At 57.3% G+C, this 14,408-nt stretch carries 12 protein-coding genes; 5 read left to right on the top strand and 7 right to left on the bottom strand.

Annotated features, from left to right (window positions below):
* Positions 1–26 precede the first annotated feature (26 nt).
* The gene (locus tag ACSVHP_RS11950) at positions 27–767 is read right to left on the bottom strand and encodes a MipA/OmpV family protein (RefSeq protein WP_447552022.1); all 741 of its coding nucleotides are present in this window, start codon (positions 765–767) and stop codon (positions 27–29) included.
* Between the two features lie 117 nt (positions 768–884).
* Between ACSVHP_RS11950 and ACSVHP_RS11945 the strand changes: the two genes are divergently transcribed.
* Positions 885–1,850, top strand: a complete 966-nt coding sequence (locus tag ACSVHP_RS11945) for a LysR family transcriptional regulator (protein ID WP_447552021.1) — start codon at positions 885–887, stop codon at positions 1,848–1,850.
* On the opposite strand, the gene exaC is transcribed toward ACSVHP_RS11945, so the two are convergent.
* Entirely contained in the window at positions 1,847–3,385 is a 1,539-nt protein-coding gene (gene exaC, locus ACSVHP_RS11940; protein ID WP_417316502.1) for an acetaldehyde dehydrogenase ExaC, read from the bottom strand. The two genes, ACSVHP_RS11945 and exaC, sit on opposite strands and share 4 nt — an antisense overlap.
* A gap of 165 nt (positions 3,386–3,550) precedes the next feature.
* On the opposite strand from exaC, the gene ACSVHP_RS11935 reads away from it, so the two are divergent.
* Positions 3,551–4,435 (top strand): ROK family protein, encoded by an 885-nt coding sequence (locus ACSVHP_RS11935; RefSeq protein WP_447552020.1) that lies wholly within the window; start codon positions 3,551–3,553, stop codon positions 4,433–4,435.
* A gap of 3 nt (positions 4,436–4,438) precedes the next feature.
* Here the strand turns inward: ACSVHP_RS11935 and selB are convergent, their stop codons facing one another.
* The 5 genes from selB to ACSVHP_RS11910 form a co-directional block, all read right to left on the bottom strand.
* Entirely contained in the window at positions 4,439–6,277 is a 1,839-nt protein-coding gene (gene selB / locus ACSVHP_RS11930; protein WP_447552019.1) for a selenocysteine-specific translation elongation factor, read from the bottom strand.
* Positions 6,274–7,659: an L-seryl-tRNA(Sec) selenium transferase gene (gene selA / locus ACSVHP_RS11925; protein ID WP_447552018.1), complete on the bottom strand. Its 1,386-nt coding sequence runs from the start codon at positions 7,657–7,659 to the stop codon at positions 6,274–6,276. The genes selB and selA overlap by 4 nt, the downstream gene beginning before the upstream one ends.
* Before the next feature lie 103 nt (positions 7,660–7,762).
* Positions 7,763–8,371: a glutathione S-transferase gene (locus ACSVHP_RS11920; RefSeq protein ID WP_447552017.1), complete on the bottom strand. Its 609-nt coding sequence runs from the start codon at positions 8,369–8,371 to the stop codon at positions 7,763–7,765.
* 90 nt (positions 8,372–8,461) lie between these two features.
* The gene (locus ACSVHP_RS11915) at positions 8,462–9,598 is read right to left on the bottom strand and encodes an HlyD family secretion protein (protein WP_234674000.1); all 1,137 of its coding nucleotides are present in this window, start codon (positions 9,596–9,598) and stop codon (positions 8,462–8,464) included.
* A gap of 2 nt (positions 9,599–9,600) precedes the next feature.
* Complete coding sequence (locus ACSVHP_RS11910; RefSeq protein WP_447552016.1) at positions 9,601–9,957, bottom strand: DUF3302 domain-containing protein; 357 nt, start codon at positions 9,955–9,957, stop codon at positions 9,601–9,603.
* 657 nt (positions 9,958–10,614) lie between these two features.
* Between ACSVHP_RS11910 and ACSVHP_RS11905 the strand changes: the two genes are divergently transcribed.
* The 3 genes from ACSVHP_RS11905 (at position 10,615) to mtlR (ending at position 14,369) form a co-directional block, all read left to right on the top strand.
* Positions 10,615–12,525, top strand: a complete 1,911-nt coding sequence (locus ACSVHP_RS11905) for a PTS mannitol transporter subunit IICBA (protein ID WP_234673998.1) — start codon at positions 10,615–10,617, stop codon at positions 12,523–12,525.
* A 108-nt stretch (positions 12,526–12,633) separates the two neighbouring features.
* Entirely contained in the window at positions 12,634–13,782 is a 1,149-nt protein-coding gene (mtlD, locus tag ACSVHP_RS11900) for a mannitol-1-phosphate 5-dehydrogenase (protein ID WP_234673997.1), read from the top strand.
* Entirely contained in the window at positions 13,779–14,369 is a 591-nt protein-coding gene (mtlR, locus tag ACSVHP_RS11895; RefSeq protein WP_234673996.1) for a mannitol operon repressor MtlR, read from the top strand. Before mtlD ends, mtlR begins: the two co-directional genes overlap by 4 nt.
* The last annotated feature ends 39 nt before the right edge of the window (positions 14,370–14,408 follow it).

Genomic DNA, 14,408 nt, shown 5'->3' with positions numbered 1-14,408 from the left:
CCTTCCTTGGGGACAGTTTTTATCCATCAGAAACGCCAGCTGACGCCCGTCATCAGCGCGAAGCTGTCGTCGCGGTCGATCATCGGGCTGTTCTTCACGTCGTCCGGCAGAACGGTGTAAACCGCGCTGGCGTTGAGGAACAGGTTTTGCGTCAGCAGATATTTCGCCGCAAGGCCGACGTACGGCGTCCAGCTGTCGCCCGCGGAGTATTTATCCAGACCGGTGCGGCGAGACTCGCTGCCGGAAATGCCGTAGTAGTAGTCGTTGTAGCTTTCGTCGCTGTACACCACGCCCAGGGTCGGCGTCAGGGTCAGGCGCTCCATGCGGATCGGGCGGAACCAGGCGATTTCGCCGAGCATACCGCCGCTTTCGTCCATCGCGTCGCCGGAAAGCGCAAACTTCAGGCTACCCCAGCTTTCGTGGCGATAGTACGCACCGCCCAGGAAGGCAGACGCTTTACGCTCGTCGAGGTGCTTCATCTGACGATCTTCGTTATCATCCGGGTCAAAATGCAGCGGCATCCAGGAGGTGGTCAGGCTCAGTTCATTTTTAGCATCTTTCCACAGGATCCATCCTCCCGTGGTCTGACGAACGTAAAAATTATCGCCTTCGTAGCTGACCAACGGCACGGCAGTAGTATTTTCGTTATACCCTTTGTATGGCGATTCATTAAATACTGCACCCGCCCCCAGTGAGAAACTCCCGGCCATTGCGGATGATGATGCAAATAATGTGACAGCGATAAGTAAATTCTTATTAATAGTCATTCCATGCAATCCATTTATACGCCAAACAAGCGAGGCGCATAATAATGGTTACAAATTTACCCATGCAACGAAGCAGTTTATATAATATTATATATAAAATCATATAGATGGGCGCGAATGATGAATAACCTGCATTTAAAACCACGCGAGTTGAAGATTATTTCCGTCATCGCCGCCACGCGAAGTATTGGCGACGCTGCTGCGCTATTAGGCATGGCGCAGGCCAACGTCAGTAAATATTTATCTGATTTTGAAACGCGGGTTGGGCTGAAAGTGTTTGAGCGAACCACGCGTCAGCTCGCCCTCACCCAATTCGGTGAGGCATTACTTCCCTACGTTAATGCTTCGCTGGATAAGAATAGCCAGCTGATTAATTTCATTGCTGACTATAAGCATGAAAAGCGAGGAAAAGTCACGATCTACGCCCCAACGGGTATTGTCACCTACCTGGCGCGCCACGTTATTCATAAAATTGAAGAGCCTGGCGATATTCGCCTGTTGCTTAAAACCTATAATCTCGACAGTAACGAATTTGCCGAAGGCGTTACTTTTCCTGACGACTGCGATATTTTATTAACTTATGCGCAGCCTAAAGATGAAAATTTAGTCGCCAGCGTATTAACAAAATATTCAGTAACGGCATTTGCGACGAAAGAATATTTAGAAAAACACCCCCTCAGCAGCCCTGACGAGTTAATCCATCACTCCTGTATTTTAATAGACTCAATGCTGGTAGACGACGCCAACATCTGGCGTTTCCGGGTGCATGGCACGGAGGAAATTCGCGATTATAAAGTTACGGGAAATTATATTTGCGATAACACCCAGACCGCGCTGGAGCTGGCGAGAAATAACCTCGGTATTGTGTTTGCGCCAAAAGAGAGCCTGCAAAAAGAGTTAATTCAGGGAATGCTGGTGCCCTGTTTTACGCATCAGGAAGAGTGGTGGCTCGATCTCACCGCCATATTCCGCAAGCGCGACTATCAGCCCTGGCGGGTGCAGTACGTCCTGGACAGCGTGCTCAACTGCCTGCGGCAGAATATTGCTCAGGCCGCCAAAAGACGGCCCGGGCAGGGCCGTTAAAACAGCCCTAACGGCTTATCGGAGTAGCTCACCAGCAGGCACTTGGTCTGCTGGTAATGTTCCAGCATCATCTTATGGGTTTCGCGCCCAATCCCTGACTGTTTGTAACCGCCAAACGCGGCGTGGGCCGGATAGGCGTGATAGCAGTTCGTCCACACGCGCCCGGCCTGAATGCCGCGTCCCATCTTATAGGCCAGGTTCCCGTTACGGCTCCAGACGCCCGCCCCCAGGCCATACTGGGTATCGTTCGCCAGCGCCAGCGCCTCGTCCATCGTTTTGAAGGTCGTCACCGCCAGCACCGGGCCAAAAATTTCCTCCTGGAAGACGCGCATGCTGTTCTTGCCGGACAGGATGGTGGGCTCCAGATAATAGCCCTCGTTCAGATCGCCGCCCAGCGATCTGCGGCGCCCGCCGGTGAGGATTTCTGCCCCCTCTTTCTTGCCGATGTCGATGTAGTTGAGGATAGTTTCAAGCTGCCCGTGCGACACCTGCGCGCCCATCTGCGTCACGCTGTCCAGCGGGTTGCCGCTGCGGATCGACTCCACCCGGCGGATCGCCCGCTCCATAAAGCGCTCATAAATAGACTCCTGCACCAGCGCCCGGCTCGGGCAGGTGCAGACTTCGCCCTGGTTGAAGGCAAACAGCGCAAACCCTTCCAGCGCCTTGTCGAAGAAGGCATCTTCTTCATCCATCACGTCGGCAAAGAAAATGTTCGGCGATTTACCGCCCAGCTCCAGCGTGACCGGAATAATGTTCTGGGTCGCGTACTGCATGATTTGCTGGCCCACTTCGGTTGAGCCGGTAAAGGCCACTTTGGCGATGCGTTTTGAGGTCGCCAGATATTCCCCAATTTCGCCCCCGGCCCCGTTCACCACGTTGATCACGCCCGGTGGCAGCAGGTCGCCAATCACCTCCATCAGCAGCAGCACCGACAGCGGCGTTAAGCGCGCGGGCTTGAGCACCACGCAGTTGCCCGCCGCCAGCGCGGGGGCCATTTTCCAGCTCGCCATCAGCAGCGGGAAGTTCCACGGGATAATTTGCCCGACCACGCCCAGCGGCTCGTGGAAATGGTAGGCGACCGTATCTTTATCCACTTCGCTGATCCCGCCCTCCTGCGCACGAATACAGGAGGCAAAATAGCGGAAATGGTCGATCGCCAGCGGCACGTCCGCCGCCATCGTTTCGCGGATCGGCTTGCCGTTATCCCAGGTCTCCGCCGTCGCCAGCAGCTCCAGATTCTGCTCCATGCGGTCGGCGATTTTGAACAACATAGCGGCACGATCCTGCACGGAGGTCTGCCCCCATGTGTCCTTAATCTTGTGCGCCGCATCCAGCGCCAGGTCGATATCCCGCTTGCCGGAACTGGCGATGTCGCACAGCGGCTGGCCGGTGACCGGCGTCAGGTTCGTATAGTATTCGCCGTCGGCCGGGGCAACCCAGTCGCCGCCGATAAAGTTGTCGTAGCGGGGTTTTAGCTTGAGAGGAAAACCATACTCGCCCGGCTGAACGCGCGATGACGGAGGATTGTTTGTCATGACCTTCTCCTTGCTGTTGGTGTACATCAAGGGTAGTTGCGACGGGTGTTTTTCTCGCCAGACGGTGACGGGTTTACGAGCCGTATCACGGATTACCGTACTTTACGTTTCGTTTCTGCCGCTGAGCCATACTTAACAGCGACAGATCTCATGAGGAACGATGCGATGCAGCTATTTATCGGCTTTGATGTGGGGGGAACGCACATCAAACACGGCGTAATTGATGAAAACGGCAACGAAATAGCGTCGGACGAATACGACACGCCCGACAACGAAGAGGCGTTCAAAGCCCGATGGAAAAAGGTCGTCGAGGCGTACCGGAAAGCGCATGAGATCGTCGCCATCGGCGTCAGTTTTCCCGGCCACATCAATCACCACACCGGCCAAGCCGCCAAAGCGGGCGCGCTCGACTATCTGGACGGCGAAAACCTGTGCGCCCTTTTTGGTGAATTAACCGACCTGCCCGTCACGGCGGAAAACGACGCGAACTGCGCGGCGCTTGGCGAGCGCTGGCAGGGCGCAGGCAAGGACTATGAAAATTTCGTCTGCATGACGATCGGCACGGGCATTGGCGGCGGGATCGTGATGGAAGGGGATCTCTATCGCGGTTCGCACTACCGGGCGGGCGAGTTTGGCGTGCTCCCGGTGGGAAGCAACGGCGAGCCGATGCACGAGGTCGCCTCTGCCAGCGGCCTGATGAAGGCCTGTAGCCGGGCGTTGCAGCTATCTGAAGACGAGATGCCCCACGGCGAGGAGCTGTTCAAACGCATGGAAAGCGACGTACACCTGCGCGAAGCCATTGAAGAGTGGGCGCATTTTCTGGCGCGCGGCGTTTACAGCGTTATCTCAATGTTCGACCCTCAGGCGGTGCTGATTGGCGGCGGCATTAGCGAGCAGGAGAAAATTTATCGCCTGCTCGATAAGTACCTTGAGCGGTTCGAGGAGTGGGACGCGCTGAAAGTGCCGATCCGCCCCTGCGAGCTGGGAAACCAGGCGGGCAGGCTGGGCGCGGTCTGGCTGGCTAAACAGAAGCTCGCGCGCAGCCGTTAACGCTTACGGGAACAGATGCCCGTCGCGCAGCACGTGGTCATTGCCCCGGCGGCGCGTAAACCCGATACGGTTGAAATACTCCAGGATCTGGATCGCCAGCTTGCGCCCGACGTTCAGCCGGTCGCGGAAATCGGCGGCGCAGGTGGAGCCTCGCTCACGATCCAGCTCGCGGATCATATTCGCAAAGGCCACGATGCGATCGTTACGGTAATAACGATCTTTGACGATCGCCACAATCAGCCCCTGCTGTGCCGCATGGCGCAGCACCTGCCGCATGGTCTGTTCATCCGTGCCCGTTTCCCGCGCCAGATCGCGTACCCACCAGGGTTCATCCCCGAACAGCGGCTCGGCTTTTTGCCATATCGCCTCCTGTTCGGCACTAAAGCCCGCTTTGTGATCCGGCAGATGCAGCCAGCCGTGGTGGCTTTTGATCGCGCCGCTGTCGCGCATGTTCTCAATCAACAGCAGCACCAGCGCCTCGTCCTCCATCGGCAGCGCCATGCGCCGCAGGCGCTCGCGCCCCGGCCCCGGTTCGTCCTGATGCTGCTCGTGATAGGTTGCCAGCGTGCTCAACACCTTGCGCTGCCAGCCTGCGGCAACCGTCGCGTTCAGCAGGCTGTCACCGGCCTGGATGAATCCCGGCTCCTGCGTTAACTGCCGCAGCCCTTCTCCGCTCAGCTGGCGCGCCCACGCGAAGTCGGTCAGATCCACCGCGCCGCGATTGAGATGCACCGCCAGCGCCGCAGCGTCATCGCCCGCGTCGGCCAGCGCCGCCAGCCATTGCAGGTATTCCGGTTTACGTTTGCCGCGACGCGGCGGATTAAGGGTGACCACCCGCGCCCCGGCAAGGGTCGTTCTGGCGGAGATATCCCGCAGCACCAGCCGATCGTTGTCAGCAAGCCACAGCGGGGCGTCCAGCACCAGCTCCGCGAGGGAGCCTTCCAGCAGCGACACGCGCCCGGTGACGTGGCTCGCGGCGTGGTGAATGTGCAGCGGCTGCCACTGGGTCAGCGGCGTATGCGTGTGCAGAGAAACAATGACGCGCTCCGACGGCTCGGGCGGCGCGTCAGAGAGCAGCCAGTCGCCGCGCTTGAGCTGCTCTTTTTCAGCATCACCGACAATGTTCAGCGCAATACGCTGCCCGGCGTGCGCCTGCTCAACCGGCTGATTTTGCGCGTGAAGCGCACGCACGCGCATCGGCTTGTTCACGCCCGTCAGCCACAGCGTATCGCCCACGCTGACTTCGCCGCTGAGCGCCGTCCCGGTGACCACCAGCCCCGCCCCTTTCACGGTGAAGGCGCGGTCGAGCGCCAGACGAAAACGGTGATGGCTGGCCTGCTCGCGGGAACCGAGCGTTTGCAGGTGCTCACGCAGGGCGTCAATGCCCGTCCCCTGCGTCGCCACCGTCACAAACAGCGGCGCATCCGCAAATCCATACTCCCGAAGGGTAGCCTGAACCTCTTCGCGCACGGCCTCAACGCGCGACTCATCCACGCGATCGGCCTTGGTCAGCGCCACCGTCAGCTGCGGGTTGCCCGTCAGTTGCAGGATCGCCAGATGCTCGCGGGTCTGCGCCATCACGCCGTCATCGCAGGCTACCACCAGCAGCGCATGGTCGATACCGCCCACGCCCGCCAGCATGTTAGAAAGAAACTTCTCGTGGCCGGGCACGTCGATAAAGCCCAGCACGCGGCCATCGGGCTGCGGCCAGTAGGCGTAACCCAGATCGATGGTCATGCCGCGTTTTTTCTCTTCCGGCAGGCGGTCGGCGTTTACGCCGGTAATGGCCTGCAACAGCGTGGTTTTACCGTGGTCAACGTGACCGGCGGTGGCAATAATCATTTCGACATCATCTCCAGAAACTGCGCTTCATCTTCAAGGCAGCGTAGATCCAGCCACATACGGCCGTCGTAAATTCGTCCGATTACCGGCACGGGTAAGGCGCGTAGCCGTGAGGAGAGCGCCTCAAGCTGGCTGCCGCGCCCGTCGCGCGGGGTAAAGGTCAGCGCTTCGCTGGGCAGCCTGTCGACCGGCAAAGAGCCGCTGCCGATCTGCGACTGGCACGCCTCTACGCGCACGTCAAAATCGGGGAAGTGCGGGGCCACCTGCGGCAGCAGCAGTTCGCCCTGAGCGCGGATCGACGCGGCATCGCGCGCCAGCATACGCAGCGTCGGCAGGCGCTCGGCCAGCTTCTCCGGGTGCAGGTAGAGCCGAAGCGTGGCCTCCAGCGCCGAGAGCGTCATTTTGTCCGCGCGCAGCGCGCGCTTGAGCGGATGCTGCTGAAGCATGGCGATCAGCTCGCGCTTGCCGACGATAATCCCCGCCTGCGGCCCGCCCAGCAGCTTGTCGCCGGAAAAACTCACCAGGCTGACGCCCGCCGCAATCATCTCCTGCGGCATCGGCTCTTTCGGCAGACCGTACTGGCTCAGGTCCACCAGCGAACCGCTGCCCAGATCGGCAATCACCGGGACGTTCAGCTCGCGGCCTATCTCCGCCAGCTCGGCCTCTTCCACCGTTTTGGTGAAGCCCTCAATCTGATAGTTGCTGGTATGGACCTTCATCAGCAGCGCGGTGTTTTCATTCACCGCTGCGCGGTAGTCTTTCGCGTGGGTGCGGTTGGTGGTGCCGACTTCGTGCAGCTCACAGCCCGCCTGGCGCATCACGTCAGGAATGCGAAACGCACCGCCAATCTCCACCAGCTCGCCGCGCGATACCACCACCTCTTTACTGCTCGCCGTGGCGGCCAGCATCAGCAGCACCGCCGCCGCGTTGTTATTCACGATGCAGGCATCTTCCGCGCCGGTCAGCCGGCAAAGGATGTCCGCCAGCGCCCGATCCCGGTGTCCGCGCCCGGCACCGTCGAGATCGTACTCCAGCGTGACCGGGGAGCGCATGGCCTGCACCACGGCGGTCACCGCCTCTTCAGCCTGCTGCGCGCGGCCCAGGTTGGTGTGCAGAACCGTGCCCGTCAGGTTCAGCACCGGACGCAGCGCGCTTTGCGCATTATCGTTCAGCCGACGCTCAACCTCCTGCCCCCACGCCGCGCACCAGTCAGGTAAGGCATTTTCAGCCTGAATATGGCGTCGGGCTTCGTGCTGAAGCTGGCGCAGCACCTCGACCGTCGCGGTATGACCATAGTGCGAAAGCGCGGCCTGAACCTGAGGCTCACGCAGCAGACGGTCGGTCGCGGGGATGTGGGTATAAAGAGAAGGATGAGTAGTCATGAAAGCGCCTGGCGAGTAAATATCTTCCCCCCTCCCGACGGGAGAGGGAGTTAACATGTGGAGGGATTGTACCCCCTCCCGCCGCGAAGTGTTATATCCCGTATCAAGCCTTAGGCGGTTCCGTCCGGGCAAAGCTTTCGCGCTGGAAAAGGGTTTCGGCGAGCTTCACCAGCAGCGGGCGCTCTACGCACCAGCCGGGAGAAACGCGGCGGAAGTTGAGATAGCCGATCGCGCAGGCGATGGCAATCGTCGCCAGATTCACCGCATCGCTCTGAATTTTACCGTCTTTAATCAGCTGCTCGCACATGTCCAGGCTGCGGCTGATTTTCTCACGCTGGCGCAGCAGCTCGGTTTCCGACTGCTGCGCTGCCGATCTGGCCTGTTCACGCACCGAGACCAGCGCGGCGTCCATAATCCCGTCGGCCAGGGCTTCGATTTGCTTGATCGCCAGCGCCGCTTTCGGGTCGGCAGGCAGCATGGCGGGCGCCACGCCCAGCAGCTCGATGTACTCAGCAATGATCGGGGAGTCGAACCAGCATTCGCCGTCATCGGTGACCAGCGCCGGGACTTTCCCCAGCGGGTTGTACTGCGCCACGCCGTTTTCCGCGTTGTAGGGTTGTTCATTCACAAAATCAAAGGCAATACCCTTCTCCAGCAGGAGAATCGAAATTTTTCGTACAAAGGGACTGGTGAAGCTGCCAACAAGTTTCATTACCGGATCCTTAATGCCCACAAAGAGGTGAGTATGGATCACCCGGAAAAAAAAGGCAGGTATGCGTATCGCATTCCTGCCATGAATGAATTAGTGATCGAGATAGAGGTAGTGCATCCAGCTGGTCATCCGCAGCAGCACCTTACGCATCACCGATACGTGGGCGAAGTGGTCGGAATAGACCGCCACCTGGGCATAAATCCCGTCCGGCAGCGCGTCGACGTCGGCATTCGGATCCAGCTCGATAGTGCCCAGCACCCCGTCGGTACCCGGCACCACCGTCAGGGACTGCAACGCCCCCTGCGCCTGATACGAACCGCCCGGCACTACCGGCAGAATGCTGGTGAGCTTGCCGGAGAAGACCTGCCCCGGCAGCGCGTTAAACACCACTTCGGCCTCGTCGCCCGGCTTCAGGCGCAGCAATGAGTTCTGGCGGAACTGGGCGACAATCTGGCGTTTCTGCTCGGGAATAAACACCATCACCGGGCGCAGCGGCAGCGCGGCGGCGTAGGTTCCCGGGCGGATCAAAACCTGGGTGATGTAGCCATTGCTTGGGGCGCGCACCACGGTCTGATCCAGATTGTATTTGGCTTCGGCAAGCTGGGCGCGCAGCGAGGCAATCTGGGACTGCTCGCCGTTTATCATGCTGTCCAGCTGGCTCTGGATCTGCGTCTGTTCCGCAACCGAGCCTTTCACCATCGCGTCCTGCGCAAGATAGTTCTGCCGCGCGTTGTCGATATCGCTTTCCGAGAACGGATTCACCTTCGCCTGGCTGCCTTTCAGGTAGCGCTGATAATCCTTATATAAACGGTCGCGTTCCGCGGAGACCCGCGTGGTATTGGCGACCGCTTCAGAGAGCTGCGCTTTCAGATTGTCGATATTATGCGTAGCGGTAACGAGGTCAGCCTGGAGGCGATCGACGCGCGCCTGATAACGACCCGGATCCAGTTTAAATAACACGTCGCCTTTTTTAATGAGCTGGTTATTTTTATCAGTAACTTCTGTTACCACCCCGGTTACCTGTGGGGTAATGGGAATAGAAATAACGGCTTTCTGCGCGGTGAACGTATAAGGGTGGTTATAGTTCATCAATAAGATAAGTCCGGCGACAATAAATACGCCGCCTAAGGTTGCGGTAGCTAGCGTCCACTGGTTTACCGGAATACGGAATATTTTAAAGATGGCCCAGGCAAAGGCCACGTAGGTCAAAATAATCAGCAAATCCATGATTAACGCTCCGACGTATTCTTATCGGCGGTGGGGGTTACCGCAGCCAGTTTTTGTTCGAGTTCAGCCACGCGCCGGGACAGCGCGTCCATACCGGGAACCTCGCCCGGCGTGGTGATATGATTTTGCATTCCCCAGCCGCGATCTTCCCGGTACAGGGTGGCCCATATCCACAAAAACGGCCAAATAGCGTGGAGCGTAAACAGGCTGATCCACCCTGCCGTATGAATTGCATGGGCATGGGGATGATTACGCTTTTTCGCCATATTATAAGGAATATCATGAATAGCGATGATTCCGTAAAACAGAACCAGAAACACGAAGACTAATACGCCCAGCGCGAAGTAGTTGAGAAACATAATTGCCTCACTTACACAACGTCAACTTATTAAATTAATAAAACGGTACGCAACCTAATTAATTTATTTTTAAATAACGAAGATGCATTTATTTAAGAGCGAGGGAGTATCAGGTTTTAGAATATCTCCGTGCAAGTTTATAAACGTGTCAAAATATAACCTCAATAATAATAGACTTAACCTTACAATATGAGCGTAATCCAGGTTTCTGGTTTTTGCCATACCACACTAAGAGGGTGCTTTTTAAGCTTTGGGTGTGGCTTACACATCATCCTGGTCGCGAATGGTTAAGCAGAAGTTGCGAACGATCACATCAAGAGAAATCTGCATAAAAATATTTTGTGAATTCACTCACATTCCAGAAACAAAATGACGACAAGCAAATGTGACAGACATCACAAAACACCCCACTTTTTGCCGCTTTTCTGGCCGCCGTATTTTTTTTGTACATGCTTTTTGTGACGAAGATCACTTCATTAAATGCTGCACCCCCTACATTTACGTGACTGAGATCACACAAATTTCCGCTATCTGGACACGTGAACGATTCAGTGCCAGATTTCACAGCATGAACAGGGCCGGGCTACCTCTGCCGTCGCACATTAACGAAAAACCTCGGGCCGTAAGCCTAAGCGTAAACATAAGAAGGGGTGTTTTATGTCATCCGATTTTAAGATCAAAGTACAAAGCTTTGGTCGCTTCCTCAGCAACATGGTGATGCCAAATATCGGCGCGTTTATCGCGTGGGGTATCATCACCGCGTTATTTATTCCAACAGGGTGGTTACCGAACGAAACGCTGGCGAAGCTCGTTGGCCCAATGATTACTTACCTCCTGCCGCTGCTCATCGGTTATACCGGTGGTCGTCTGGTGGGCGGTGACCGTGGTGGCGTTGTGGGTGCCATCACCACGATGGGGGTTATCGTCGGTGCGGATATGCCGATGTTCCTCGGTGCCATGATCGCCGGTCCTCTGGGCGGTTGGGCAATTAAGAAATTCGACGTCTGGGTTGATGGCAAAATCAAATCCGGCTTCGAAATGCTGGTGAACAACTTCTCCGCTGGCATCATCGGGATGATCCTGGCGATTCTGGCCTTCCTCGGCATTGGCCCGGCGGTTGAAGTGCTGTCCAAAATTCTGGCAGCCGGCGTTAACTTCATGGTTGCGCACGACATGCTGCCGCTGGCGTCTATCTTTGTTGAACCGGCGAAAATCCTGTTCCTCAACAACGCCATTAACCACGGTATCTTCTCGCCGCTGGGTATTCAGCAGTCGCATGACCTCGGCAAGTCTATCTTCTTCCTGATTGAAGCGAACCCAGGTCCGGGTATGGGCGTTCTGCTGGCGTACATGTTCTTCGGTCGCGGCAGCGCGAAGCAGTCTGCGGGCGGTGCGGCTATCATCCACTTCCTGGGCGGTATCCACGAAATTTACTTCCCGTACGTGCTGATGAACCCACGTCTGATCCTGGCCGTTATCCTCGGCGGTATGACCGGCGTGTTCACCCTGAGCGTGCTGGGCGGCGGTCTGGTGTCTCCAGCTTCTCCGGGTTCTATCCTGGCGGTACTGGCGATGACCCCGAAAGGTGCCTACTTCGCTAACATCGCGGCTATCGCTGCGGCGCTGGTGGTCTCCTTCGTTGTCTCCGCTATCCTGCTGAAAACCAGCAAAGTGAAAGAAGAAGACGATATCGAAGCAGCGACCCGTCGCATGCAGGATATGAAAGCTGAATCCAAAGGCGCAGCGACCCCGCTGGCGGCTGGCGATGTCTCTAACGACCTGAGCCACGTACGTAAAATCATCGTTGCCTGCGACGCCGGTATGGGTTCAAGCGCAATGGGTGCTGGCGTGCTGCGTAAGAAGGTACAGGACGCGGGTCTGAGCAACATCTCCGTGACCAACAGCGCCATCAACAGCCTGCCACCGGATGTTGACCTGGTCATCACCCACCGCGATCTGACCGAACGTGCGATGCGTCAGGTGCCACAGGCACAGCACATCTCGCTGACCAACTTCCTGGACAGCGGCCTGTACTCCAGCCTGACCGAGCGTCTGGTTGCCGCGCAGCGTCACGAAGATAACGAAGTGAAAGTGCGTACCAGCCTGCAAGACAGCTTTGACGAGAGCAACGCGCACCTGTTCAAACTGGGCGCCGAGAACATCTTCCTGGGCCGTACCGCGACCCACAAAGAAGAGGCGATTCGCTTTGCCGGTGAGCAGCTGGTGAAAGGCGGTTACGTTCAGCCTGAATACGTTGACGCGATGCTGGAACGTGAAAAACTGACCCCAACCTACTTGGGCGAATCCATCGCGGTTCCGCACGGTACGGTTGAAGCGAAAGACCGCGTGCTGAAGACCGGCGTGGTGTTCTGTCAGTACCCGCAGGGCGTACGCTTCGGTGAAGAAGAAGACGATATCGCCCGTCTGGTGATTGGTATCGCCGCTCGCAACAACGAGCACATTCAGGTGATTACCAGCCTGACCAACGCCCTGGATGACGAAACCGTTATCGAGCGCCTGGCCAACACCACCAGCGTGGAAGAAGTTCTGGCACTGCTGAATAAGTAATTTATCCTCTTCCCTCTCCCCACTGGGGAGAGGGCTAGGGTGAGGGGAAATGTATGCGGTTCCTCACCCCAGCCCTCTCGGGTAAAAACATTAACGAAGGTTAACACTATGAAAGCATTACATTTTGGCGCAGGTAATATCGGTCGTGGCTTTATCGGCAAACTGCTGGCAGACGCGGGCATTACGCTGACATTCGCCGATGTGAACCAGGTGGTGCTCGACGCCCTGAATGCCCGTCATAGCTATCAGGTGCATGTGGTCGGTGAAAATGAGCAGGTCGAAACCGTATCGGGCGTGAACGCGGTCAGCAGCATTGGCGACGACGTTGTTGACCTGATCGCCAGCGTCGATCTGGTGACGACCGCCGTAGGTCCGGTAGTGCTTGAGCGTATCGCCCCTGCGGTGGCAAAAGGCCTGGCGAAACGTAAAGCGCAGGGCATTGAAACCCCGCTGAACATCATCGCCTGTGAGAACATGGTGCGCGGCACCACCCAGCTGAAAGGTCACGTAATGGCCGTCGTCGCTGACGAAGATAAAGCCTGGGTAGAAGCGCACGTTGGCTTTGTCGATTCCGCCGTGGACCGTATCGTTCCGCCGTCAGAATCCGCCACCAACGACCCGCTGGAAGTGACCGTTGAAACCTTCAGCGAGTGGATCGTTGATAAAACTCAGTTCAAAGGCGCGCTGCCGACCATCCCGGGTATGGAATTAACCGATAACCTGATGGCATTTGTCGAACGTAAACTCTTCACGCTGAACACCGGTCATGCTATAACCGCGTACCTCGGAAAATTGGCTGGTCATCAGACCATTCGCGACGCGATCCTCGATGAGAAAATCCGCGCGGTGGTGAAAGGCGCCATGGAAGAGAGCGGCGCGGTGCTGATCAAACGCTACGGTTTTGATGCTGAGAAACACGCGGCATACATTCAGAAAATCCTCGGTCGTTTTGAAAACCCGTATCTGAAAGATGACGTTGAGCGCGTTGGCCGTCAGCCGCTGCGTAAGCTGAGCGCGGGCGATCGCCTGATCAAGCCGCTGCTGGGCACGCTGGAATACGGCCTGCCGCACGCTAACCTGGTGAAAGGGATTGCGGCTGCCATGCACTATCGCAGCGAGCAGGATCCGCAGGCGATTGAGCTGGCTGAGCTGATTGACAGCAAAGGCCCGCAGGCCGCGCTGGCGCAGATCTCCGGTCTGGATGCCAACAGCGACGTGGTTGTGGAGGCGGTTAACGCATACAACGCAACCAAATGATGCAGAATGCGGCGCAGGTCAGCCTGCGCCCGATTTACCCATTGTCAGATATGCAGGCAATAATGGAACAAACCCAGGCCTTTGAAAATCGTGTGCTTGAGCGTCTGAATGCTGGCAAAACCGTTAGAAGCTTCCTGATTGCCGCCGTTGAGTTACTGACCGAGGCGGTGAATATCCTGGTGCTTCAGGTGTTTCGCAAAGACGACTACGCTGTTAAGTATGCTGTAGAACCGTTACTGGACGGCGACGGGCCGCTGGGCGATCTCTCGGTGCGTCTGAAGCTGATTTACGGTCTTGGCGTGTTGAGCAGGCCCGAGTACGAAGACGCCGAGCTGCTGATGGCGCTGCGCGAAGAGCTGAATCATGACGGTAACGAATACGCGTTTACCGATGATGAAATTCTGGGCCCCTTCGGCGAACTGCACTGCGTCACCGCCCTGCCCCCGGCTCCCCATTTTGATAACAGCGATCCTGAGCTGTACGCGATGCAAAAGCTTCGTTATCAGCAGGTTGTTCGTTCAACGATGGTGCTTTCCCTGACTGAGCTGATTTCCCGAATCAGCTTAAAAAAAGCGTTTCAGAAGTAAGCCTGCGCACATTGGTGTATCCTTCCCTGTAAATCCCCC

The organism is Enterobacter sp. 186315, from assembly GCF_053290175.1.
Note: the sequence above shows the minus strand (reverse complement) of the source record. Positions and strands in the feature narration are given on the sequence as shown.

What these genes read in the sequence shown, in the direction of transcription:
- ACSVHP_RS11945 (WP_447552021.1), top strand. Translation starts at nt 885, where the DNA reads ATGATGAATAACCTGCATTTAAAACCACGCGAGTTGAAGATTATTTCC.
- ACSVHP_RS11950 (WP_447552022.1), bottom strand. Translation starts at nt 767, where the DNA reads ATGACTATTAATAAGAATTTACTTATCGCTGTCACATTATTTGCATCA.
- ACSVHP_RS11920 (WP_447552017.1), bottom strand. Translation starts at nt 8,371, where the DNA reads ATGAAACTTGTTGGCAGCTTCACCAGTCCCTTTGTACGAAAAATTTCG.
- ACSVHP_RS11915 (WP_234674000.1), bottom strand. Translation starts at nt 9,598, where the DNA reads ATGGATTTGCTGATTATTTTGACCTACGTGGCCTTTGCCTGGGCCATC.
- exaC (WP_417316502.1), bottom strand. Translation starts at nt 3,385, where the DNA reads ATGACAAACAATCCTCCGTCATCGCGCGTTCAGCCGGGCGAGTATGGT.
- selB (WP_447552019.1), bottom strand. Translation starts at nt 6,277, where the DNA reads ATGATTATTGCCACCGCCGGTCACGTTGACCACGGTAAAACCACGCTG.
- selA (WP_447552018.1), bottom strand. Translation starts at nt 7,659, where the DNA reads ATGACTACTCATCCTTCTCTTTATACCCACATCCCCGCGACCGACCGT.
- ACSVHP_RS11935 (WP_447552020.1), top strand. Translation starts at nt 3,551, where the DNA reads ATGCAGCTATTTATCGGCTTTGATGTGGGGGGAACGCACATCAAACAC.
- ACSVHP_RS11905 (WP_234673998.1), top strand. Translation starts at nt 10,615, where the DNA reads ATGTCATCCGATTTTAAGATCAAAGTACAAAGCTTTGGTCGCTTCCTC.
- ACSVHP_RS11910 (WP_447552016.1), bottom strand. Translation starts at nt 9,957, where the DNA reads ATGTTTCTCAACTACTTCGCGCTGGGCGTATTAGTCTTCGTGTTTCTG.
- mtlD (WP_234673997.1), top strand. Translation starts at nt 12,634, where the DNA reads ATGAAAGCATTACATTTTGGCGCAGGTAATATCGGTCGTGGCTTTATC.
- mtlR (WP_234673996.1), top strand. Translation starts at nt 13,779, where the DNA reads ATGATGCAGAATGCGGCGCAGGTCAGCCTGCGCCCGATTTACCCATTG.